This window comes from Cupriavidus sp. 05T313, from assembly GCF_056396665.1.
Window position 1 is genome coordinate 1 of sequence record NZ_JBFTLX010000105.1, and the last position, 22,032, is coordinate 22,032.

Sequence of the window (22,032 nt, forward strand, 5' to 3'; positions counted from 1 at the left end):
TTGTTCGCTAACAGCATCCGTCCAGCGCGAACCCGCTTTCGGTCGCTTCGTCCATCTTCCCAGCCATGCAATCGACTCCCGATCAACGCCTTGGTCAGATAACGCGTCAGACTCAAATCGGTTGTCATGATTTATACAAGTCTCAATAGCACCATTGCAATAGGGCTTGGCGGCTCTTCCACCAATGAGGCTGGGGCGGGTCTGCTCGCGGAGCTCGGGTTCTGCTTTTCCGATGCAAACGGCAATACGCTGTCGCCGTGCCTAGAGAATCTTGAGTCTATCCGTGATGTCCGCTACGAGCAGCCACCTGCTCTTGCGGGCGCTCGACTCATCGGTCTTTCAGATGTTAATGCTCCTCTTTGCGGCCCAACGGGAGCAACCTATGTGTTTGGGCCGCAAAAGGGCGTGGAAGCCCTGGCTGCGGTCGATGCGACGCTGGAGCGATTTGCACAGCGATGCACGTCGGCTGCGGGTCAGGACTTTGCAAACGAAGAGGGCAGTGGAGCTGCCGGCGGAATTGGCTATGCGCTTCGCCTATTGGGAGCTGAATTGGTATCGGGTGCGTCCTTTGTATTGAGTGCAGCCGGATTGCAGGAGGGGTTGAGTGAGTTCGACTGGGTGATTACGGGAGAAGGGCGTTCAGATGCTCAGACAATGATGGGCAAGGGGCCAGCGACTATTGCCGACTTGGCACGGCATGCTGGCGTTCCAGTTTCCCTAGTTTCCGGGGCGGTAGATAGTAGCGCTGCACTGACGGAGGCTTTTGACGGGTGTATTTCAATCCAGCAGGGCCCGGTATCGTTGAGCTATGCGATGGAGAACGCTGGGCGCCTGCTTGAGGATGCGTCGCTTCAGCTGACGCGGCTCGTTACATCCGCTCGGCGTTGGAGCAAAGGCTTGTAGGTGCCGACCACTGATTTTGTGGTTTCAGAGCCAGTTGCCCGTCATGTGCACTGGCTCTTTTTGCTTGGCATCCCCTCCTGCTTAGGGATACCGGAACGGGAGCGGGCGAGCCGCGCGTCCCGTTGGTCGTTGCGGTCACTCGTTCCGTGATGGACACGATTGCGGAGGGGAGGTTTCGTGAGCGAGCCTAAACCTTGGGCGGCCATCCTCTGCGCAAGCATTCAGGGTTGCGCGAGAAGTGTCCTGCGTTAGCAGTGGGGCGAGGTCCCCTCTCGATGGTTGGCTGCTGAGACATTCGGCCGGGGTGTCAAGTATCGAGGTGGCTCAACAGTTCAACGCTGAGCGCTTAACGTAAACTGGTACTTCTTACTCGTTGAATCGAGATGACTGCCTGCCGTCAACGAAATCTGCCAACGCACGTAGTGTGCGTTGGCCGACAGTAATTCTGAGCAGCGGCACTTAGTTAGCGCATGTCGCGAATGCTTTCTGCTCCGGTAGGCTATCGGTTGCCGGCATCGGGTGAAGGTCCGAACGTCGACCAGCCTTAAGCAACTGACTCGGAACATCGTGGCCAATGAGGGAAGGTAATCGGGCTGAGGCGGAGAGGATGGCGGCTAGGTCGACGCCGGTATCGTATCCGTCCAACTCTAGCATGTGCACGAGTTCTTCTGTGCAGACGTTTCCCGTGGCCCCAGGTGCGTAGGGGCACCCACCGAGTCCGCCCAGGGACGCATCGAATCGGTCGATGCCAGCTTCCAGAGCTGCAAGGGTATTAGCCAGGGCCAGGCCGCGAGTGTTGTGGAAGTGGAGCGTCAGTTCGAGAAACGGGCATCGGTACTTAGCAGCCTCGCACAGAGCCTTGACCTGGGATGGGTACGCCATTCCGGTGGTGTCGCACAAGGTCACCCCATGAACGCCCAAGTCCGCGAACCGTTGCATCCAGCCGAGTACGGTTTCGACAGGTACGTCCCCTTCCATCGGGCAACCCATTGCTGTCGAAAGGGATACGTTGATGGCGGTTGGGGTGCTGCGGACCACTTTGATGACGTCCGACAGCTGGGCGAAGGATTGCTCCCGGGACATACGAAGGTTTGTTCGATTGTGGCTTTCACTGACGGACATAACGAGATTGACTTCGTCGACGTTGCAGGAAAGGGCTCGTTCCGCTCCACGGACGTTCGGAACCAGAACCGTGTACACCACGCAGTCCTGACGGGTGATGAGATGCATCACGGCCTCGGCATCGCGTAGGGCAGGGATTGCCTTTGGCGAGGTGAATGAGGTCACTTCGACCTTCGCATAGCCACACGCGCTGAGAGCGTTGATGAGGCTTACTTTGTCCTCCGTCGCTACGAATTTTGCCTCGTTCTGGAATCCGTCGCGCGTCGCGACTTCCTGGATGAATATCTTCTTGGCGTCCATGATGCTTTCCTCATTGACTTGGCTCACGAGCTGGCAGTCAGATGCCCCGGCTCGGAACCATTACTACTTAACTGAAATCGGGGCCCTGCTTAAGCTCGCGTTGGAGCGTTTCCTCGTCGAGGACCTTTTCCCATTTGGCAACCACGATGGTGGCGATGCCGTTTCCAATGACGTTTACGATGGCGCCGCCTTCCGAGATGAACCGGTACACGCCGAGAACGAGTACTAGACCTGCGACCGGGAAGCCGGGAATCGTCCCGAGGGTCGCGGCGAGGACGATGAAGGCGCCACCGCTCACGCTTGCCGCGCCCTTCGATGTCAGGAGCAGAATAGCCAGCAGCGTAATCTGTTGCCCCAGGGAGAGGTAGGTGTCGGTGGCCTGCGCAATGAAGATGGCGAGGACCGTCATGTTGATGCAGCTCCCGTCGAGGTTGAACGAGTATCCAGATGGGACAACCAGGCCGACAGCCGACTTGTCGCAACCAAGCCGCTCAAGCTTTGCCATCAGTCGAGGAAGCGCCGACTCGGACGATGACGTGCCGAGGACAATCAGGAGTTCTTCGCGGATGTATCTCAGGAAGCTAAAGAGACTGAACCCGGCTAAGCGACAAACCGCGCCAAGCACAATCACAACGAACAGCACCGCGGTGAGGTAATACGTCGCAAGCAATTGACCATACGATGCCAATGACCCGATGCCGTACTTCCCAATCGTGAATGCAATGGCGCCGAACGCGCCGAGAGGCGATACGTACATGACGATACGTACCATATTGAAGAAAGTGTTCGCTGCTGAATCGATAACGTCCAGCATCGGCTTCCCTTTTTCCCCCAGCATCTGCAGCGCGAACGCGAAGATGATGGAGATGAAGAGAACCTGAAGGAGGTCCCCTTCTGCAAACGCGCCAATCACCGTGTGGGGAATGATGTGGGATATGTAGCCGACAACTGTCTGCTCGTGTGCAGCCTTCGTGTAGGCAGCAATGGACGACGCATCGAGGCTGGTCGGGTCAACGTGCATGCCGACCCCTGGCTTCATTATGTTGACAACGAGTAGACCGATGGCAAGGGCCAACGTCGTCATTACCTCAAAGTAGATGAGTGCCTTACCACCAAGGCGACCGACCGCTTTGATGTCTCGCATACTGGCGATGCCATGCACGACGGTACAGAAGATTAGCGGGGCAACCATCAACTTCACCAACTTCAGGAAGTTGTCGCCCAGAGGCTTCATTGCTTGGGCAGCATTTGGGTAGAAGTGCCCTAAGAGGATGCCGATTACTACGGCGATGAATACCTGAACGTATAGATGGCGGTACCACTCCTTGTGGGAACGCGCGACTGGCGCGGCTGCAGGGATGGCCGAGTGCACTGTGGGCATGTGTGTCTCCTACTACTTTGCCCGGCGGGTAATTCCGCTCGTGAGTGCACTATTCTTTGACGTGCGCCCACATTGGAAAATCAGTCATCTCTCAAGGACCCTTTCCCAATTGGAAAGGCGACCATATGAGGAGTAACATACCATCCCCACTAGTACGGAGCCTGGCGCAGTGCTCAAGCCAACACATTTCGACCTTCAGTCGCTCCGAATCTTCCTGCTCGTCGCTGAGAACGGCAGCGTCACACGTGCGTCTGAAAAGGCGCATATGACGATGTCTGCGGTGAGCAAGCGGATTGCCGATTTGGAGCGCACGGTCGACTGCCCATTGTTTCTCCGCCTGCCTCGCGGCCTCATGCTGACCGCTGCGGGCCACGAATTGGTGAGGCACGCAAAGAGCGTGCTGGAGACCGTGAACCGCATGGCCAGTGCCATGGGCGATTTTTCGGTTGGAGTTCGTGGTCATGTGCGGGTATGGGCCAATACCTCAGCAGTCGTGCAGTTCCTGCCGAAGGACCTCGCCGCATTCCTGAGCAAAGAGCCACTCATCAGAATCAGCCTGGAGGAGCGTCTGAGTCACGAGGTTGTGGAAGCGGTGATGAATGGTGTGGCCGACGTAGGCGTGTTTGCTGACAATGTGCACGCTCCAGGGCTGCAAAAGTATCGCTATCGGGATGACGCTCTCGTGGTGCTGGTGCCGGCAGAGCACCCTCTCGCTCACCGTACGGAAGTGCAGTTTGCACACACCCTCGAATATGATTTCGTGGGCCTGAATCAGGGCAGCTCGTTGCYGGACCGCATGAGCGAGGCGGCGGCCGCGCTCGAGCGCGTGTTGAAGCTGCGGATTCAGGTGACGAGCTTCGATGGCATCTGCCGCATGATTGAAGCAGGACTTGGCATTGGCATTCTGCCGGAGGGAGCAGTACGGCAGGAAATCCTGGTCGCGGGGTTAAGAGCTGTCCGGCTATCGGACCCGTGGGCCGCCCGCTCGTTGTGGTTGGGGGTTAGGGACCCCAATGCATTGCAACCGGAGGCAACGAAGCTCGTCGAGCACTTATGCGGCCTGAAGCCACAGGGCTCCAACTGCGGCAACTGATTACGACCCTTTCTAGCTTGGAAAGGGTGCGTGACAATACCGCAAAGCTATGAGCGCCTGGATGTCACATCATTCTGTTCATCCAAGGACAAATGTAGTGAGGCAATGGAACAGGCTCTGAAAGGAATCCGCGTCGTCGAACTCGGACAACTAATCGCAGGTCCCTTCGCGGCGAAGATGCTCGGAGAATTCGGAGCAGAAGTTATCAAGATTGAATCCCCCCAGAACGGTGACCCACTCCGCAAGTGGCGCATGCTGCATGATGACACTTCCGTCTGGTGGGCAGCACAGTCGCGTAACAAGCAGTCTGTCACCCTAGACTTGCGTTCCCCGGAAGGCCAGGATGTTGTTCGACGACTCGTTGCATCCGCCGACGTTCTAATTGAAAATTTTCGGCCAGGAACGCTGGAGGGATGGGGCTTGGGATGGGACGAGTTGAAGTCCGTCAACCCGAAGCTAATTATGCTTCGGGTTTCCGGATACGGGCAGACCGGGCCGTATCGTGACCGGCCGGGCTTTGGCGTCATAGGCGAAGCGATGGGAGGGTTGCGTCATTTGAGTGGCGAACCAGGGCGCACTCCTGTAAGAGTTGGCGTATCCATTGGCGACTCCCTGTCCGCGCTACATGGGGTGATTGGAGTGCTTTTGGCACTTTCTCATCGTGAGCGCAACGGCGGTGAAGGCCAGGTCGTTGATGTTGCTTTGTACGAATCGGTGTTCAACGTTGATTGTCGTTGAGCCAGTGCAGGCCGATTGCCTGTACCAAAGTGCTCTGCAGGGACGGGGCGACCACTGCAACGGGGTCTGTCGATTCCGTCATGGCCGGGCTTGTCTGTGATGAGACGTCGCCGCTCGCATGGCGCTTCCTTGGGAACAGCGTCGACGCCTTCATTCTTCCAGACGCCGTTGCCCATCGCATGCGAGCCCGACAAGCACCCGTGAGGGTGGCTTGGCAGACTGGACCTCACGAGCGCCAGGTGTGCCTTCATTCAAGCTGGTGCGGATGGGGCGCCCGGTTTCGCGTCACCACTGGGCACCCATCGTGGGGCTACGCGACTACTGCGTCGTTCAGCCTCCGTGACCGTGCAAATCAAGCTTCTGTTGCCTGGGCGGCGCCATTCACTGTGGAAGTGGTCGTCCTGGATTTTGCGGCAATGATTAGGACTCCACCCAAAATCCCCGCACATCCCAAAATCACGAACGAAAGTGAAAAACCAGTGGAATGTGCTTTGGCGTAGCCCACAATGAGGGGGCCCAGAAACTGGCCCAGAAAGCTCCCGCCGCCGACGACCACGCCCACGGCAGGAATCGCCTTCTGGAGAGGGAGAATCTCTGTCAAGTAGGAAGAGACAAGTGGGGTAGGCATCTTGAGCATGAAGCCCACACACAAAATGAGGGCGATTTGGATGTACAGGGCATGAGTAGGCATCTCAGCGAGGACAACCAATGTCAGACCAGAGATGACCATCGGGATGGCCGCATGCCAGCGGCGTTCCTGGTTGTGCTTGTCGGAGCGGCTGGTAATGTAGTAGACCCCGACCATCGACATAATGAACGGCGCGCCGGAGAGGACGCCGACCATCATCTCGCTGACGCCACTGAACGACTTGAAGATGGTGGGTAGCCAGAGCGTCAGGCCATAGAGGATGATTTGGCTGCATGCGAAGCCAATCGTCAGCAGCCAGACGGACGGCTCCTTGAATACGACAATCCACGACGAAGTGTTATTGTCCTTGTGGGAAGCTTGCTCTGCCGCGAGCTCCCTCTCGATGCTCAGGCGGTCTCCCTCCGCGAGCCACTTCGCGGATTGCAGGCTCTTCGGAATCGAGTAGAACCATACAAGGCAGAAAATCCATGCCGGCAGGCCCTCGATGACCATCATCATGCGCCAGTCATGATGCGCTAGCACGGCCGCGGAGATAGGGCCGGCAAGGAAGCCGCCGGCTGCAACGCTTAGGTTCCAGATGCCGAAGGCGCGTCCGCGTTCCGACTTGACGAACCATTGTGTGAGCAGCATCGAGGATGCCGCATATATGGGCCCTTCCGCCAGTCCAAGCGCGAATCGGATTGCGAGTAGTTCTTCGAAGCTTCTGGCGAATCCCGTAAGTATCGAGATGCCCCCGAACAGCACAAGACAGACGCCGATGAGCTTGCGCGAGCCGAACTTGAGGGCCAGGTAGCCGGCGAGCAGCTGCGTAGCGAGATATCCCCATGCAAACGAGCCGCCAAGCCATCCGGCTTGGATTTCATTGAGCGCCAGCTCCTTCGTAATGTGGGGCAGCGCCATCCCGATGTTGACTCGGTCAAAGAACGAAATCATGTACATCAGGAACACCGCCGGCATGACGATGAGCCATCGTAGCCGTGCTGAGTTCTCGGACGTGGGGTTTAGCATGAAAGCCTCCGTGCCGTCTTCGGCGGACGCCGGCGGCGGTATTTCTGGTGCTGGCGCAGCCATGTGTGTTGCACGTTGGCCAGGAGATACGATGCACCTGAGCCTATTGCCCAGGTGCGTGATGCCCATGGTTCCTGCCAGTCAGGCGGCTTGTTTGGTCGGAGCCAGTGCCATGGACTGGTCTGCGCCGAGTGGATTGCACGGGCTTTGACTCAAACGCTCACCATCGAACTTCAGCGGGTTTGCCAGCAACTTCAGGTCGTCCTTCTGCGGATGCGGGACCTGGCTAACCATGCCAACTTCCTCGACGAACGGATTGTCCAGTGCCTGCTTCAAGTTCAAGACCGGGGCAATCGGCAGGACGCCGCGCAGGACATTGAGCCAATGCTCGACGGGTTGCTTCTTGAACTCGTTGTCGAGCGCCACGGTCAATGCGTCCCGGTTCGTAAGCCGGAGGGCCTGTGACTGGAAGCGCTCGTCTGCGCGCAGGGTGGGGCTGCCGAGCACTTCAAGCAGCGAGTCCCAGAACCGGTCGGTCATGCACATGACGTAAATCCAGCCATCTGCCGCCTGGAAGGTTTGAACCGGCGTGACCGAGAGGTGAGCCCCGCGGGGTACGCGGCCAGACACAAAGCCTTCGTTGAGGTACCACGTACCAGCGTAGCCCAACTGGTGCAAGGCGACATCAAACAGACTGACATCCACATCACCGCCGATTCCCGTCCTGTCAGCACTGCGCAGCTTGCCCAGCAGCCCCACCATGCCGGTGATGCCCGTCATGTAGTCGATGACCGATGCACCGAAGCGCGTCGGGGCGCCAGATGGGTCGCCGGTCAGGTCCATCAGGCCAGATTCGGCCTGCATCAGGAAGTCGTAGCCCGGCCAGGCTTCCCGCGAGTTGTTGCGACCATATGCCGAGATATGCAGGCAGACAAGCTTGGGATTCAGATGCTTGAGGCTCTTGTAGTAGATGGAGAGCTTTTCAGGCTGGTCGCCCCGCAGATTGTTGACCACCGCATCGGCACCCGCTACGAGCTTCTCGAAGACTTTGCGGTCATCTTCGGCCTTCATGTCGAGGACGACGCTGCGCTTGTTGGTGTTCCAGCCCTGGAAGAACAGGCTGTCCGCCTCGCCAAGATGGTATGGGCCAATGTGGCGCGAGGGGTCTCCGCCAATCGCCTTGTTCTCAATCTTGATGACCTCGGCACCCATATCGGCCAGGAACATCGAACCATAAGGGCCGGCAGCGAACTGCTCGAGCGAGAGAATGCGAAGACCTTCCAGCGGTTTCATTTGTACTTCCTCCAACTAATACGGGATGACACAGCAAGCGTTGATTCAAATGCCTTCGTAGTTTGGTGCTCCCTTCGCAAAGAAGGCACGCACACCCTCTGCACACTCGGGCGAACTGAACGCCTTATCGCTGGCGGCAAAGGAGACGTCCATGGCTTCGCGCATGGGGAGGTCGAAGGACAGATTGATGATGGATTTGCAGAGCGCCAGCGCCTGGCGTGGGCGACGGACCAGGGTGGCGCAAAGCTCCTGTGCCATTGTGTGAGCTTGGCCGGAAGGAGCAACACGGTTAATAAGACCCCAAGACAGTGCTGTTGTGGCATCCAGAGGCTCGCCCAGGAACATCATTTCCTTCGCGCGTGCCGAGCCGATGCGACGCGTCGCGCGAACGGTGCCACCGCTGCTCGGGAAGACGCCGAGCTTGATTTCCGGCAGTGCCACGCGGCTGGTCTTGGATGCCACAATCAGGTCGCAGCACAAGGCGAGTTCCAGACCGCCACCAAAGGCAAGTCCTTCGATTGCGGACACGGTCGGCTTTGGAAAGTTCTCAAGCTGGRAGAAAATCTCGTTCTGGCGCTTAAGCTTCTTCGGTACCACTTGGCCGGGGGACATGAGCTCGAGTTCGACGAACTCTCCGATGTCCGAGCCGGCGCAGAAGGCTTTGGTACCTGCGCCTCGCAGAATGACAGCGCGGACATCGTCATTCGCAGCCAGTGCGTCCAGGGTCTCACCCAGTTGGCGGGAGAGGGTCAGCGTCACAACGTTGACCGGGGGATTGTCCAGAGTGATGGTGGCAACGCCGTTCTCGATGGCGCAAAAGACTTGCTGTGTTGTCATGCTGTTTTGGCTTACTGATACGAAGTGAAAGGGAGACCCTCAGCAGTACCGAAGGAGAGGCCGCTCAGTTGACGACCAACTTGGTCTGCGCGACCAGGTTCTTGAAGTCGGCAATTTCCTTGGTGATGAGCGCCTTGAACTCCGCCTGGCTGCTCGGGTGCGGTTCGATGCCTTGTGCAAGCAGTTGCTTGCTGATGGTCGGGTCGCTAACGGCCTTGACGATGGCGGCGTTCAGCTTGTTGATGATGGGCTGCGGTGTGCCCGCGGGCGCTAGGACGCCGAACCACGTGCCGACGTCGATGCCTTTCACGCCGGCCTCGGCCAGCGTGGGTACGTCGGGCAGGGCGCTGGAGCGAGTGGCGGTGGTCACGGCGAGGGCGCGGGTCTTGCCGGACTTGATATGGGGCAGCGCCGAGGTCACCGTATCGAACATGATGAGCACCTGGCCGCCTAGCAGGTCGGACACAGCCGGCGCACTGCCGCGATACGGAATGTGCGTGATGGGAGCACCGGTGCGCAGCTTGAACATTTCGCCAATCAGGTGGTGCGCGCTGCCGGGGCCGGCCGAGCCATAGTTGTACTTGTCCGGATTTGACTTCGCGTCCGCAACGAGTTCTTGGATGGTCTTCGCCTTGACGTTGCTGTTGACGACCACGACGTTCGGCACGATGGCAGTCATGGCAATGGGCACCAGGTCGGTATCGAATTTGTAGGAAAGTTTCAGCACCGACTGAGCAATGGTGTGGTGAGCGCTGCCGGCCAGCAACGTGTAACCGTCAGGCGGTGACTTCGCCGCGGCATCGGCACCAAGCGTCGCGGAGGCACCGGACTTGTTCTCGATGACGACGGGTTGCCCCAGCTCCTTGATGAGCGTGGGCGAAATCAGACGCATCAGCGTGTCGGTCGTGCCGCCCGCAGGGAACGGCACAATCATCTTGATGGGGCGGGTGGGGTAGTTTGCTGCCGGGTCTGCTGCGAATGCAGGCGTAGTCGCGGTAACCGTACAGGCGAGCGCTCCCAGCGCCAGGCGGAACATGGCGTTCATGCTTTGTCTCCTTGATTTTTCGAGTGGTAGTTGGGTGCCGTCAGGCCGGCCCTAATTCAAAGAAGCCTGACGGGAAACGCGAAGCGCTATGAAGGACTCGACTGAAGCGATGTGCGGTACAGGTTCTCGCGAGTCATCTCTTCGCCGAGCTGTCCATGCGCGCAGGCTGTCCGGGCAACTAGGCATGAGGCATTCAGGCCGGGCGGCGACAGCCGTAGTGAGAGAAGATGGGTTGTGCGGCGCATGGTCGAGGGCGGATGCAGTCAGATTTCGGTTGGCGTGGCCCGATAACGAACGGTCTGTGTGTACCGGTCGTGCGGGTAGTAGCTAATCGATGCCTGAATCATTCCCTGGTTGGCATCGTAGAAGAAACGCACCATCTGCAGCGCAGCGCTTCCAGGTTGGGCTTGCAGGATGTCGGCGAGTTCTGCGTCGAGCAGCGTCGCAGTGGTGTGCTGCTGAATTTCGGCCACACGCACGCCAAACATCTTTTCGATGCTCTTGTAAATCGGCGCGTTCGAGACGGCGTGCCGCTTCTGTGCTTCGGCATACCGCGGCGATACGTAGATACGGACATAGCTCATCGGCAAGTCCGCGCCGGGGCGCTTGCGAACGAAAGAGACTTCCGAGAGGAGGAGTCCTTTTGCGGCATTGAGCGTATTTGCCAACGCGTCGTCGACCACCACCTCGCGATGGCTTACCAGGTGCATCTCGGTGTTCTCAACGAACTGGAGCAAGTCGCTGACCGAGTTCACGGCGCTGAACACGTCGTCTCGATGCACCGGCTCGCGCACGATGGTGCCTATGCCGGGATGCGAAGAGATGAGTCCCTGTTCGCGCACGGCCCGCAGTGCTTGGCGCACCGTCTGGCGGCTGACGCCATACCGCTGCGCCAGCTCGTTCTCAGACGGCAGGATGGAGGCTGGTTGGTATTTGCCTTCCTGGATATCCGTGGTGAGGAGATTGGCCAGGGTCGAGTACAGCGGCTGCCTCCCGCCGGTACTTAAAAGAAGATTCTTGCCGTGTTCCGAGGCCATTGCGTTGTTCCCCATGCCCGCTACGGGCGGATGCGACCCCGTACCGGAGTCATTGAGTTCACTAACGCGAATTATCTCCGAAGCCTGTACGGTTGTCCGGCCAATACGGCCCGCTCCGCCCCGGGAACTGGGAGAACCGACATGCGGATGTGGCGAGCGGGCTGTTTTCATTTGGCTGTTCGAATGTACGTACTGTACGGCTGTACGTACATTATGCTTCCGTGACCGGGTTTGGTATGAGGGTTTCTACTAGGTCAAGCGCGGTGCCTGTCTCGGGGCCCAGAATGTACAGAGAGAGGCAATGCGGCGCGAAGGCCCGAAGGCCGCCTAATAGGGACGCAGGCAAACAAACTGTCGGCCGCCGGCACGCATGCCGAAATATGCGAGGGGCAGCAAGCCTTGCTCGGGAAAGCGCCCTGGCGCGTAACCGGTTGTCGAATCCACACCGACACAGTGAGTCCCTAAGGGGCTGAGCGCGGGTCGGCGGGCAAGTCTCTTCGCGCGCCGAGCGCGTTGTACCGCTCGCGCGTCGTCTCCGCGCGGCATTCAGGCCCAAGCTGAACTGTGGGACGGCATCGGTGCCGCATCTAGTAGGTGAATTTTGGTCAAGTAGCCCCTGGCCGGCGTTCGCCCGAGCCGTATGGCCCATTCAGAAAATCCGGATTCTCCCCGTGCCTGTTCTCCGGCAACCTTGCGCCACTACCGAGGAAATAGGCAGGCCTGCAGCCTGCCAAGACGGTATTGGAGACAGACATGATTTGCAGAACCGGAGTAATGAGCCTTTGCCTTGGCGCCAAGTGGCTGGTCATGGGGGCAGTGGGGCTCGGGATTTCCTCGGGAGTGATGGCCGAGAATGCGTTTCCGTCGAAACCTATCACCCTCGTCGTGCCGTTCTCGGCCGGCGGTCCGACGGATGTGGTTTCCAGGGCACTTGGTCAGGCCATGTCCAAGGACCTAGGGCAAAGCGTCATCGTGGAGAACCGCCTGGGCGCAGGAGGAACGGTGGCGGCTGCATATGTCGCTCGAGCACAGCCGGATGGCTACACCATCCTCATTCACCACAATGGGATGGCGACCGCGCCGGCGTTGTATAAGAAACTCTCGTACGACCCGCTAAAGGACTTTGCGTACATTGGGCAAGTTGCCGATGTGCCAATGACGCTTCTCGGGCGTAAGGACCTTCCGCCCACAACGGCTGCTGACTTAGTCAAGTACGTGGCCCAGAACAAGGACAAAGTTTCTCTAGCCAACGCCGGTCTGGGCGCAGTGTCGCAACTGTGTGGGCTCCTGTTTGAGGAAGCCGTGCATACGAAGATGAACTCGATTCCTTATCAGGGTACAGGGCCAGCACTTACTGCATTGCTGGGCGGTCAGGTTGACCTGCTGTGTGACCAGACGACCTCGACGCTGTCGCACATCAACGCGAACCGACTCAAAGTTTATGGGGTCACCACGCCGAAGCGAATCAAGGCGCTTCCCAATACGCCGACTCTGCAAGAGGGTGGTCTCAAGGGTTTCGAGATGAAGGTGTGGCATGGGCTATACGCTCCCAAGGGTACCCCGCCGGCGGTGACAGCACGTCTCACCAAAGCTCTGCAGAAGGCGCTGCAGGACCCGATGGTATCCAAACGACTCGATGAGCTTGGTGCCGAGATTGTTCCGGTAGACAAGCAAACTCCGGAGGGGCTGAAGACTTGGCTTAAGGCGGAAAGCGACAAATGGCAACCGTTGTTGAAGACGATGAAGGTAGAGGCGGACTAGGACGCTCGCCTGCGTGGATGGCCGAGTACCACGGCCATGCGCGTCGGAGATAGTGAAACCCGTGACGACAGAAACGCCGGCATTGCGAATGCAAGCCGGCGTTTTCGCATTTTTGCCACGCGCTAAGCGCTCATTCAGAACATCCTGGGACGACCAGGCTTGTGTCGGCCCAGCGTGTCGCCGCCTGCGCCAAAAGATGCGCGGGTTGTTCCAGTTGCTTATCTCCGAGCGCTTTCGACGTGGTGCGTTGCTACATCCATGGGGGCGGCTGCGGCATGGCCACTTGCGGACCCGATTCTAGTCTCGCCTGTCCTGTGGGTAGCGCTGGGGACTCTCGGGACGTTCACGCAGACGGCAGATTGATTTCCGGGCGCAGTCAAAACATCCGTTGATGGCAGCAGCATTATTTTCTATTTCACCATGCGCCTCCGTACTAGATACCATCGATGCAACGGGTATCGATGCACACACCACCCGGCTAAATAATTACCTGGAAGAGACATGAAACGCTTGTTGGTTCAAGTGGGGATTGGTGCGCTCGTAACCTTTGGCGYTCAAGCCCAGCCGGCATACCCGGACCATCCGATTCGCATGGTTGTAGGTTTTGCCGCCGGTGGAAGCACGGACCTAGTGGCCCGTATTGTGGGTAACAAGCTAGGTGCCATACTGGGCCAATCTGTCGTCGTGGAGAACAAGGCGGGGGCAGGAGGCACTATCGCCACTGACGCCGTGGCCAAAAGCAAGGCCGACGGTTACACGCTACTTTTTGGCACCAGTTCCCATGCCATCAACGCTTCCTTGTACAAGACTCTGCCGTATGAGCCCAACGCGGTAGTGCCAGTTGCGGTGGTGGCAGCCGTGCCAATGGTTCTCGCCGTGAATCCGTCCGTCAAGGCAAACACGGCCAGGGAACTGGTCGACGACATCAAAAAGAATCCTGGGAAGTACAGCTACGGTTCTGCAGGAAAGGGTAGTGCGTTGCACATGGCAGTGGAGCTGCTCAAGTACCAGGAGCATCTAGACATTGTCCACGCGCCATTTCGAGGCGCAAGCCAGGCCGTTCAGTCTGTGATTTCCGGCGACCTCCAGTTCATCACTGATGCGGTTACTACCGCAGGACCGATGATTAAGGCCGGCCGTCTGAAGCCTCTTGCTGTGACGACGGGCACACGCTCCAGTGTGCTGCCGAATGTGCCGACAATGAAGGAGGCTGGTTTTCCTAACTACGAGACATCCATCTGGAACATGGTGATGGTGCCTCGAGGCACGCCGGCCCCTGTCGTCCAGAAGTTGAGCGCTGCCTTGTTACAGACAGTCAAAGACCCGGAAGTCCGCGAACGGCTAGCCAAGATTGGAGTTGAGCCCATCTTGGATTCCACACCCGACAAAGCCGCCAAGTTCGTTCAAGCCGAGACGCAACGATGGGCAGACGTTATCAAGGCAGGAAACATCCAGCCGGACTAACCGTCGTCAATGCATGCCGCTACGGGCCTACCCACTCGGCGCCTGGCCAAGCTCCATCGAGCACTAGCCGTTTGGCCAGAGTCACCAGTTCCGCCGAAACAAAGCTCGCGGCTGGGGACATTCGACGCGTAGCCGCATGTGCCAGCACGATTCGCCGGGAGAGGTTGGGGGAGGTAATTGGTGCAGCCGCCAATATGCCTTTTTCCAGTTCTTCGGATACCGCCGAGCTGGGTAGAACTGTGTACCCAAAGCCCTTTGCAACCAGAGATTTTTGGACAGCCAGGGAATTGGTCTCGACCGCGATAGTGGGTTTGATTCCTGCGACAGCGCACGCATGCTCGACCACTGTGCGAAGACCGTGCGGCGCGTTTGGTAGCACAAGCGGAAGGTCTCGAAGGCTCTCGATGGTGTGCGCATCGCCTTGCGGCACGGTGCCAGGAAGGCCGACTAGATAGAGCTGTTCGTCGAGCAGCGCCTCTACTTGCAGGCCAGGGGAAGCTTTGATGTCGTACAAGAGCGCTATCTCAACGTCGCCTGCCTCAAGCCACTGAAGGAGGTTGCCTGCGTAGCCCACATTGAGCCGAACAACGAGTTGCGGATGCTTGCCTTTCACAGTTGCGACAAGTTCTGCTGCCAGTAACTCGCACGTACTCGGCAGCAAACCGATGACGGCTGTGCCTGAAATCGCCCCTTTCACCGGCTGAATCTCAGCCTTGGCTCGGTCCAGTTCGCGCAACGCGCGTCGGCCGTACTCAACCAATGTTCTACCAGCCTCCGTGAGGACCATTCCATGCCGCTCGCGCTCAAAAAGCTCTACACCGAATTCCTCCTCAAGCAGCCTTACATGCCGGGAAACAGCCGGTTGAACAATGCTAAGGAGTTCGGCGGCCTTGGTGGCGCTCCCGGTTTCCGCGATGGCCAGCAGCGCACGCAGTTGCTTGATATCCATATGTCCCCTAGTGCACTTTGCTGTCATCCAAATTACTGATTGGAGGAATCACTTTATTGTATTTCATAAAGCCTATCAGTCAATTCTATGATAGCAGATGTCATTCCCCACCGAGACAATCTCCCATGACCAATCCAAATTCTGAGCCCCTTGCCTGGCAAGAAGATATCTTTCAAGTCCTCAAGCAAAACGGGGTTCGCCAAGTTGCTTACGTGCCGGACGCCGGCCATTCCCATGTCATCAAACGGGCCAAAGAGGACCCCGAAATCCGCGACGTTGTTCTCACCACCGAAGAAGAAGGTGTCGGTGTTGTCAGCGGCGCGTGGCTGGGTGGCGAGCGTGCGGTCCTGCTAATGCAGAGCAGTGGTGTTGGCAACTGCGTGAATATGTTCTCGCTGCTGGATAGCTGCCGCTTCCCGTTCTTCACCATCGTCACCATGCGCGGCGAGTACGCCGAGTTCAATCCGTGGCAGGCGCCAATGGGCTTGGCCACCGCCAAGGCGCTTGAGCTGATGGGCATTACGGTGTATCGCGTGGACTCGCCGGAAGATGCCGCAGAACTCATCGACGCGGGACTGGTCTCCGCATTCGACGCAGGACAACGCGTCGCCATTCTTCTCTCTCAAAGCCTCATCGGCCGCAAAARGTGGGTGCGCTGAACATGACTACCTCGACCTCCAAGTCGGCGATTAACCGCCGCGAATTCGTTGCCGCCCTGCTGAAGCAGTTTCCTGATGCGCTCGTCGTGACGGGTCTTGGCTCCCCTTCGTACGACGTTTTTGCGGCCGGGGACCGTCCTTCCAATTTTTATCTTTGGGGCGCTATGGGCGGGTCTACCTCGGTTGCGCTCGGGCTGGCCCTGGCACAACCCGAAAAGCAGGTCATTGCCATTGCAGGCGATGGCGAGCAGTTGATGGGTATCGGCAGTCTTGCCACYGCCGCAGCTCAAAACCCAAGGAACCTGGCAGTTGTGATTCTTGACAACGGTCACTTCGGTGAGACCGGCATGCAGCAAAGCCATACTAGCCTGGGCACCAACCTCGCAAAGGTGGCAGCCGGATGCGGTGTTCGCTCGACGCTCGAAGTCTCCGAGATTGCGGAACTGGATAAGCTGACGCAGGCAATCAAGAATGCGGATGGCATGACCGTGGCTCAGGTGTACATTGCCGCGGAAGAGCATCAGCGCGCTCTGCCCCCGCGCGACGGCGTATTCGTCAAGAACCGCTTCCGTCAGCACCTGGGATTTGCGCCGCTCTAGTCTTCTAACCCATCCGGACAGCATTGCGCCATGAAGCAGTATCAAATGTTCATCGACGGGACCTTCGTGAATGCGAGCGATGGTCGTTGGTTCGAAACCCAGAATCCCTTCACCGGGAAAGCCTGGGCCCAAGTCGCTCGCGGCACGGAGGCGGACGTCGACCGCGCGGTCAACGCAGCCGATAATGCGTTCCGCGCTGGCCCGTGGGCAGAAATGACAGCCACCCAGCGTGGCGCTTTGCTGCGGAAGCTAGGAGACCTTATCGCCAGGGATGCCGAACAGCTGGCTGAGTTTGAAGTGCGGGACAACGGCAAGTTGCTCGCTGAGATGAGCGCGCAGGTGAAGTATCTGCCGCAGTGGTTCTACTATTTCGGCGGCCTTGCCGACAAAATCGAGGGAACGGTAGTTCCGCTAGACAAGAAGGGATACTTCAACTACACGCGGAATGAACCCGTGGGTGTCGTAGCCGCCATTACACCGTGGAACTCCCCGCTAATGCTGTTGGCGTGGAAAATCGCGCCGGCGCTGGCTTCGGGGTGCACGGTAGTCGTAAAGCCGTCCGAATTCACTTCGGTCTCCGCTTTGGAACTGGCTCTGCTCTTCCAGGAAGCGGGCTTCCCAGCGGGCGTGTTTAATGTGGTGACGGGTTTCGGAGCCGAGGTTGGGTCACCGCTCGTCATGCATCCACTTGTTAAGAAGGTAACGTTCACGGGCTCCGATGCAACCGGGCGCGCCATCAACCAGCAATGTGCAGCACAGTTCAAGCACGTGAGCCTGGAACTGGGCGGGAAATCGCCCAACATCGTGTTCAATGATGCAAACATGGACGATGCAGTCAACGGCGCTGTCTCGGGCATCTTCGCGGCCAGCGGGCAAACCTGCATTGCTGGCTCTCGTCTGCTGTTGCAGGAGGATATCCATGATGCGTTCATCGACAAGCTACTAACGTTGGCGAAGACAGCGAAGCTTGGCAATCCAATGAACGCGTCGACGCAGGTGGGCCCCATCACAACGCCGGCACAGTATGAAAAGGTCCTCTCCTACATCAAGATTGCGAAGGAAGAGGGGGCAAACCTTTTGCTGGGTGGCCAGCCGGCATCATGCGGAGATGGGTGGTTCGTCGAGCCCACTATCTTTTCCAATGTGACGCCACAGATGCGCATTGCCCGAGAGGAAGTGTTTGGTCCGGTACTTTCGGTTCTGAAATTCAAGGACGAAAAAGATGCTATCGAGATTGCCAACGATAGCTGCTATGGGCTTGGGGCAGGGGTTTGGACATCTGATATCGGTCGCGCGTTTCGGATGTCGGAAAGGATTCAGGCCGGCACCGTGTGGGTGAATACCTATCGAGCCGTCAGCTTCATGTCGCCCTTTGGCGGCTATAAGGATTCGGGTCTGGGTCGGGAAAACGGGATTGATGCCATCCGCGCGTACCTCCAGACAAAGAGCGTGTGGATTAACACAGGCGCCGGTTCAGGGAATCCGTTCACTATTCGGTGAGTCGTGGCCTGCGCGGATGCTTGCGCCGCGCAGCGCCCCCATTTCCGGCGGTTGACAATCTGCCATCGGCTGCACCAGGGCGACTAGGTGCGGCGCTTACCAAAAAACATGATGACAAAGAGCAGAATTTCACTGGATTTCGATTTGGCTAAGCCGGGCAAGCACGCCGGCTATGCAAGACTTCCATACTCAGTGAATCGCTCGGCGTACGGATGGCTTCCCATCCCGGTAGTGAGCATCAAGAACGGCGTAGGTAAGACCGTGTTGCTGTTGTCCGGAACCCATGGCGACGAATACGAAGGGCAGGTGGCACTGACGCGCTTGGCGCGACAATTGCAGGCCAACGATATTCAAGGGCATCTCATCATCTTGCCGATGGCGAATTACCCGGCAGCCAAAGACGGTAATCGTGTGTCTCCGATAGATGAGGGAAACCTGAACCGCCTCTATCCCGGAAATCCGAGCGGCGCACCCTCCGAGATGATTGCCCATTTCATCGAGACCGAACTGATGAGCCGCGCGGACTTCGTATTCGACCTCCATAGCGGCGGGACATCGCTCAACTATTTGCCTGCGACGACATCCGTCGCTTCAACGGGCTCTTCGTCTGAAGCGGAGCGTCGAGCTCTGATGTCGACGTTCGGAGCGCCCTACGGACTATTGTTCTCGAGTGCACCAGGGAGCGGCAGTTCTTCCGAAGCCGCGGCGCGCACCGGCATACCGCGTCTGGGCACTGAACTAGGCGGCCGCGGATGGGTTCATCCTGGCTACCGTGAGATGTGCGAGTCGGGCGTACTGCGTGTATTGGCTTGGCTTGGCGTGACTAAATCAGAGGGGCTTCCTCCGCCGCCCGAGGTTAGGTTTCTTTCTGTTGACAAGGATTGCTTCGTCTACGCGCCAGAAAATGGCCTGTTTGAAGCTCGTGTCATGCTTGGCGATGAGGTGAGGGTGGGTGACCTCGCCGGCTACGTCTATTTCCCTGAAAGCCCGCTCCGCGTTCCTGAAGCGGTGCATTTCTTGGCAAGCGGTGTCGTGGTTTGCGAACGAGCCGTGGCAATGTGCGAGCGCGGAGACTGTCTCCTCCACTTGGGGAAGGCAATCTAGTCCGGTAAAGAGCGTAAGCCGGCAACGCGGGATTCGGCTTCTAGACAGGGTCTGAGCAGAAATGGACGTAAAGAAAGTGGTACGATGACTTCTTCAGCAATCGAGAGGTTTGTGATACGCGGAATCGTCGGTGACATTGAGCTGTTGGTTAATGTGCCGGAGGGACCCATTCGCGGCATCGCGGTCATCGCCCACCCTCATCCGCTGCAGGGCGGAACCGCAGAACATAAGGTTCCAAATTTGTTTGCGAAGATACTAGCGTCCCGTCAATACGTCGCCGTTCGCCCCAATTTCCGGGGCGTAGGGGGCTCGGAAGGCACGCATGACTTCGGAAACGGAGAGACTCTCGATGTGCTATTGGTCATCGAGCACTTGCGACGAATCTATCCGGCCTTGCCCCTTGTTTTGGCGGGATTCTCCTTCGGCGCATACGTGATTGCACGGACCACGGGGGTGCTACACGAACAGGGGGTCAATTGCACTCACATCGTGCTCGCCGGCACACCATGGGGAACTATCGAAGGGCAGCGCACCTACGAGACGCCTCCCGTACCATCCACGACCATGGCAATTCACGGTGAGAGGGACCAGCGCGTAGAGCTCAAAGCTGTGTTCGACTGGGCGCGTCCGCAAGGCTTGCCTATCGTCGTTGTTCCTAACGCCAGCCACTTTTTTACCGGAAAATTGGCCGTCCTGGAGCGCTTGGTGGGCGCATATCTGGACCGCTCGCCATAACCGGTTGACAGTCGCGCGAGCTAAGGTGATGGCTGGCCGGCATTCATCACGCCGTCTGGAAAATTGTAGAAAAATCGCAGCACTCCTGAGCGAGCATGACGATGGCTGCAATCAGCGTGCTTCGTTGGTCCGACTTGTACATCGCCACGTAGGTGGCATCCGGTAGCGGCGGATTAACTTCAAGGACATCGAGAAGTCCAGCGCTTTGCATCTGACGAAGGCAGTCTTTCGGGAAGTAGCTCACTCCGAACCCGGATATGGTAAGGGCTATCAATGCCACGATGCTATTGCTGACGATAACGTTGACGGGGCGAAATCCTATCGACTTGAACCAGCTGTCGTAAATAATCCCCGTGCCAGACTTGTCCACGAGTACGCGCCTCGCCGCGAGTTCGTGTATCTGGATTGGCCGCTGAGCGTCAAGCAATCCGGGCTTGCACATCCACGCGTTCTCAACTTTGCCTACTACCTTTGATGCAAAGCGCGCATCTGTATAAGCATCGGGCACTACCATCAAATCAAGCTCGTCCGCCAGGAGCTTGTCCCGTAGCTTAGTGCTCATATCCACTTCGGGCTCGATGACGACTCGTGGATAGTGTTCGTGAATCTGATTGACCAGTCGGGGTAGCCAGGTCATGGCCGATAGCTCGGTAACGCCAATGCGAACCCGACGCTGCATCGCGTCCGGTTGGGTGAATTGCTCCATCGCTGCATCCCGTTCCGCCAGAAGCTTCTTTGCCAACAAGAACATCTCTTCCCCTTTTTCCGTCAGCCGGGCGGTTCTTGTTCCGCGGTCGAACAATTGCGTGTTGAAGAGTTGTTCGAGCTCCTGCACCCTTTTGGAGACTGCGGACTGGGTTGTGTGCAACCTCAGGGCGGCTTGCGCGAATCCGCCCGCTTGCACGACCCAGAATATTGCCTCAAGTTGTTTAAACGTAACCACAGTGCACCTTGCTAGGGATAACCACTAAAACACATTGCTTCTATTCATCGAATCGCATCGATAAAACTCGTTTGTTGTAATTGTATTCTGGTATCAAAATGCATCCAACAATTTCTCCTCCCGAGAGGCAAAAAGAGAGAATCTCGCCCCCTCTAGCTGAGGAGGGGTAGGGAGGCCGGAGACCTTCGAAAATGCAACGGTCCGTCATACACGGGCCGGATGCCCGTGGAAAGCAGGTAACAAGACGGGCGACTCTTGCTCCATCTATTTCGAGCCAGGGACGTTCGCGTGCCCCACGCGTGCGTCGCAGTTCCGAGCCTCAGCCCTTGCTGAGGCTTCCAATCCCCAAGACCTGAAAGGATGAATTCCATGCGTAAGTTGTCGGCAATCGCTATTGCAGCCGTGAGCCTCTCGCTGACTACAGTCAGTGCCTTCGCGGACCAGCTGGCGGACATCAAGCAGCGAGGTGCACTGGTTTGCGGCGTGTTGGGCACTATCGAGCCATTTAGCTTCACCAATGCCCAGACCAGGGAAGTACAAGGGTACGACGTGGATTTCTGCAGCGCGATTGCCAAGAGCCTGGGTGTGAAGCTCGAACTCAAGCTGATTGCGACCGCGGCGCGGATTCCCGAGCTACAGCAGGGGCGAGTGGACATCCTTGCAGCCGCACTTGGCTGGACGCCGGAACGGGCCGAACAAATTGGTTACAGCGACCAGTACTTTGTCAGTCTGACCAAAGTGGCGGTGAAACGCTCGGAAGGACTGAAAACTACGGCTGACTGTTACGTCCCGCCAATTTTGAGGTTTGGCGAGGGGTGTTTGTCGCGGTTTCGGCAAGAGCGAGTTTAGGAACATCGCCTTGACCATCGCGAGACACGACGGGCGTAAAGAAGGCCAGTACTCCTCTGATAT

At 58.1% G+C, this 22,032-nt stretch carries 19 protein-coding genes and 2 pseudogenes; 12 read left to right on the plus strand and 9 right to left on the minus strand.

What is annotated here, in order from left to right; genetic code table 11:
* The first annotated feature begins 126 nt into the window (after nt 1–126).
* Entirely contained in the window at nt 127–903 is a 777-nt protein-coding gene (locus AC1DKD_RS21785; protein WP_441635731.1) for a glycerate kinase, read from the plus strand.
* Between the two features lie 459 nt (nt 904–1,362).
* Here AC1DKD_RS21785 and AC1DKD_RS21790 read toward each other — a convergent pair whose 3' ends face one another.
* Together AC1DKD_RS21790 and AC1DKD_RS21795 are read right to left on the minus strand one after the other, a co-directional pair.
* Nucleotides 1,363–2,325: a hydroxymethylglutaryl-CoA lyase gene (locus AC1DKD_RS21790; RefSeq protein ID WP_477111672.1), complete on the minus strand. Its 963-nt coding sequence runs from the start codon at nt 2,323–2,325 to the stop codon at nt 1,363–1,365.
* A gap of 67 nt (nt 2,326–2,392) precedes the next feature.
* Nucleotides 2,393–3,706: a dicarboxylate/amino acid:cation symporter gene (locus AC1DKD_RS21795; protein WP_441635735.1), complete on the minus strand. Its 1,314-nt coding sequence runs from the start codon at nt 3,704–3,706 to the stop codon at nt 2,393–2,395.
* A 169-nt stretch (nt 3,707–3,875) separates the two neighbouring features.
* On the opposite strand from AC1DKD_RS21795, the gene AC1DKD_RS21800 reads away from it, so the two are divergent.
* From AC1DKD_RS21800 to AC1DKD_RS21810, 3 genes and pseudogenes are all read left to right on the plus strand, one after another.
* Nucleotides 3,876–4,799, plus strand: a complete 924-nt coding sequence (locus AC1DKD_RS21800; RefSeq protein WP_477143698.1) for a LysR family transcriptional regulator — start codon at nt 3,876–3,878, stop codon at nt 4,797–4,799.
* A gap of 105 nt (nt 4,800–4,904) precedes the next feature.
* Nucleotides 4,905–5,525: pseudogene (locus AC1DKD_RS21805) on the plus strand (CaiB/BaiF CoA transferase family protein); the annotation flags it as partial.
* A gap of 1 nt (nt 5,526) precedes the next feature.
* Nucleotides 5,527–5,692, plus strand: a pseudogene (locus AC1DKD_RS21810) (diaminopropionate ammonia-lyase); the annotation flags it as partial.
* A gap of 197 nt (nt 5,693–5,889) precedes the next feature.
* On the opposite strand, the gene AC1DKD_RS21815 reads toward AC1DKD_RS21810, so the two are convergent.
* From AC1DKD_RS21815 to AC1DKD_RS21835, 5 genes are all read right to left on the minus strand, one after another.
* Complete coding sequence (locus AC1DKD_RS21815; RefSeq protein ID WP_441635739.1) at nt 5,890–7,194, minus strand: MFS transporter; 1,305 nt, start codon at nt 7,192–7,194, stop codon at nt 5,890–5,892.
* A gap of 141 nt (nt 7,195–7,335) precedes the next feature.
* Nucleotides 7,336–8,487, minus strand: a complete 1,152-nt coding sequence (locus tag AC1DKD_RS21820; protein ID WP_477102902.1) for a CaiB/BaiF CoA transferase family protein — start codon at nt 8,485–8,487, stop codon at nt 7,336–7,338.
* Between the two features lie 45 nt (nt 8,488–8,532).
* Complete coding sequence (locus AC1DKD_RS21825) at nt 8,533–9,324, minus strand: enoyl-CoA hydratase/isomerase family protein (protein ID WP_477143699.1); 792 nt, start codon at nt 9,322–9,324, stop codon at nt 8,533–8,535.
* 64 nt (nt 9,325–9,388) lie between these two features.
* Nucleotides 9,389–10,369, minus strand: coding sequence for a Bug family tripartite tricarboxylate transporter substrate binding protein (locus AC1DKD_RS21830; RefSeq protein WP_441635745.1), 981 nt, complete (start codon nt 10,367–10,369; stop codon nt 9,389–9,391).
* Nucleotides 10,370–10,632: 263 nt separating this feature from the next.
* Nucleotides 10,633–11,406 carry a GntR family transcriptional regulator gene (locus tag AC1DKD_RS21835; protein ID WP_441635747.1) on the minus strand — a complete coding sequence of 258 codons (774 nt, stop codon included), beginning with the start codon at nt 11,404–11,406 and terminating at the stop codon, nt 10,633–10,635.
* 807 nt (nt 11,407–12,213) lie between these two features.
* Here AC1DKD_RS21835 and AC1DKD_RS21840 point away from each other — a divergent pair.
* Both AC1DKD_RS21840 and AC1DKD_RS21845 read left to right on the plus strand, forming a co-directional pair.
* On the plus strand, nt 12,214–13,167 hold the full coding sequence (locus AC1DKD_RS21840) for a tripartite tricarboxylate transporter substrate-binding protein (protein ID WP_441635756.1): 954 nt from the start codon (nt 12,214–12,216) through the stop codon (nt 13,165–13,167).
* 501 nt (nt 13,168–13,668) lie between these two features.
* A complete protein-coding gene (locus AC1DKD_RS21845) occupies nt 13,669–14,631 on the plus strand; it encodes a Bug family tripartite tricarboxylate transporter substrate binding protein (protein ID WP_477143700.1) in 963 nt (320 codons plus the stop codon).
* Between the two features lie 19 nt (nt 14,632–14,650).
* Here AC1DKD_RS21845 and AC1DKD_RS21850 read toward each other — a convergent pair whose 3' ends face one another.
* Nucleotides 14,651–15,580, minus strand: coding sequence for a LysR family transcriptional regulator (locus tag AC1DKD_RS21850; RefSeq protein ID WP_045235683.1), 930 nt, complete (start codon nt 15,578–15,580; stop codon nt 14,651–14,653).
* A 125-nt stretch (nt 15,581–15,705) separates the two neighbouring features.
* On the opposite strand from AC1DKD_RS21850, the gene AC1DKD_RS21855 reads away from it, so the two are divergent.
* From AC1DKD_RS21855 to AC1DKD_RS21875, 5 genes are all read left to right on the plus strand, one after another.
* The gene (locus AC1DKD_RS21855; RefSeq protein WP_477143701.1) at nt 15,706–16,239 is read left to right on the plus strand and encodes a phosphonopyruvate decarboxylase; all 534 of its coding nucleotides are present in this window, start codon (nt 15,706–15,708) and stop codon (nt 16,237–16,239) included.
* A gap of 2 nt (nt 16,240–16,241) precedes the next feature.
* Nucleotides 16,242–16,838: a thiamine pyrophosphate-dependent enzyme gene (locus tag AC1DKD_RS21860; protein ID WP_477143702.1), complete on the plus strand. Its 597-nt coding sequence runs from the start codon at nt 16,242–16,244 to the stop codon at nt 16,836–16,838.
* A gap of 30 nt (nt 16,839–16,868) precedes the next feature.
* Entirely contained in the window at nt 16,869–18,338 is a 1,470-nt protein-coding gene (locus AC1DKD_RS21865; protein ID WP_441635753.1) for an aldehyde dehydrogenase, read from the plus strand.
* A gap of 108 nt (nt 18,339–18,446) precedes the next feature.
* On the plus strand, nt 18,447–19,442 hold the full coding sequence (locus AC1DKD_RS21870; RefSeq protein ID WP_441635755.1) for a succinylglutamate desuccinylase/aspartoacylase family protein: 996 nt from the start codon (nt 18,447–18,449) through the stop codon (nt 19,440–19,442).
* Nucleotides 19,443–19,526: 84 nt separating this feature from the next.
* Nucleotides 19,527–20,177 carry an alpha/beta hydrolase gene (locus AC1DKD_RS21875; RefSeq protein WP_477102904.1) on the plus strand — a complete coding sequence of 217 codons (651 nt, stop codon included), beginning with the start codon at nt 19,527–19,529 and terminating at the stop codon, nt 20,175–20,177.
* A gap of 46 nt (nt 20,178–20,223) precedes the next feature.
* Here AC1DKD_RS21875 and AC1DKD_RS21880 read toward each other — a convergent pair whose 3' ends face one another.
* On the minus strand, nt 20,224–21,120 hold the full coding sequence (locus AC1DKD_RS21880) for a LysR family transcriptional regulator (RefSeq protein WP_441634782.1): 897 nt from the start codon (nt 21,118–21,120) through the stop codon (nt 20,224–20,226).
* Nucleotides 21,121–21,489: 369 nt separating this feature from the next.
* On the opposite strand from AC1DKD_RS21880, the gene AC1DKD_RS21885 reads away from it, so the two are divergent.
* Nucleotides 21,490–21,969, plus strand: coding sequence for a transporter substrate-binding domain-containing protein (locus tag AC1DKD_RS21885; RefSeq protein ID WP_477143703.1), 480 nt, complete (start codon nt 21,490–21,492; stop codon nt 21,967–21,969).
* The last annotated feature ends 63 nt before the right edge of the window (nt 21,970–22,032 follow it).

Coding starts and splice junctions, on each gene's coding strand:
- AC1DKD_RS21840 (WP_441635756.1), top strand. CDS start 12,214: ATGGGGGCAGTGGGGCTCGGGATTTCCTCGGGAGTGATGGCCGAGAAT.
- AC1DKD_RS21795 (WP_441635735.1), bottom strand. CDS start 3,706: ATGCCCACAGTGCACTCGGCCATCCCTGCAGCCGCGCCAGTCGCGCGT.
- AC1DKD_RS21870 (WP_441635755.1), top strand. CDS start 18,447: ATGATGACAAAGAGCAGAATTTCACTGGATTTCGATTTGGCTAAGCCG.
- AC1DKD_RS21885 (WP_477143703.1), top strand. CDS start 21,490: ATGCGTAAGTTGTCGGCAATCGCTATTGCAGCCGTGAGCCTCTCGCTG.
- AC1DKD_RS21820 (WP_477102902.1), bottom strand. CDS start 8,487: ATGAAACCGCTGGAAGGTCTTCGCATTCTCTCGCTCGAGCAGTTCGCT.
- AC1DKD_RS21790 (WP_477111672.1), bottom strand. CDS start 2,325: ATGGACGCCAAGAAGATATTCATCCAGGAAGTCGCGACGCGCGACGGA.
- AC1DKD_RS21830 (WP_441635745.1), bottom strand. CDS start 10,369: ATGAACGCCATGTTCCGCCTGGCGCTGGGAGCGCTCGCCTGTACGGTT.
- AC1DKD_RS21835 (WP_441635747.1), bottom strand. CDS start 11,406: ATGGCCTCGGAACACGGCAAGAATCTTCTTTTAAGTACCGGCGGGAGG.
- AC1DKD_RS21815 (WP_441635739.1), bottom strand. CDS start 7,194: ATGCTAAACCCCACGTCCGAGAACTCAGCACGGCTACGATGGCTCATC.
- AC1DKD_RS21785 (WP_441635731.1), top strand. CDS start 127: ATGATTTATACAAGTCTCAATAGCACCATTGCAATAGGGCTTGGCGGC.
- AC1DKD_RS21850 (WP_045235683.1), bottom strand. CDS start 15,580: ATGGATATCAAGCAACTGCGTGCGCTGCTGGCCATCGCGGAAACCGGG.
- AC1DKD_RS21865 (WP_441635753.1), top strand. CDS start 16,869: ATGAAGCAGTATCAAATGTTCATCGACGGGACCTTCGTGAATGCGAGC.
- AC1DKD_RS21875 (WP_477102904.1), top strand. CDS start 19,527: ATGACTTCTTCAGCAATCGAGAGGTTTGTGATACGCGGAATCGTCGGT.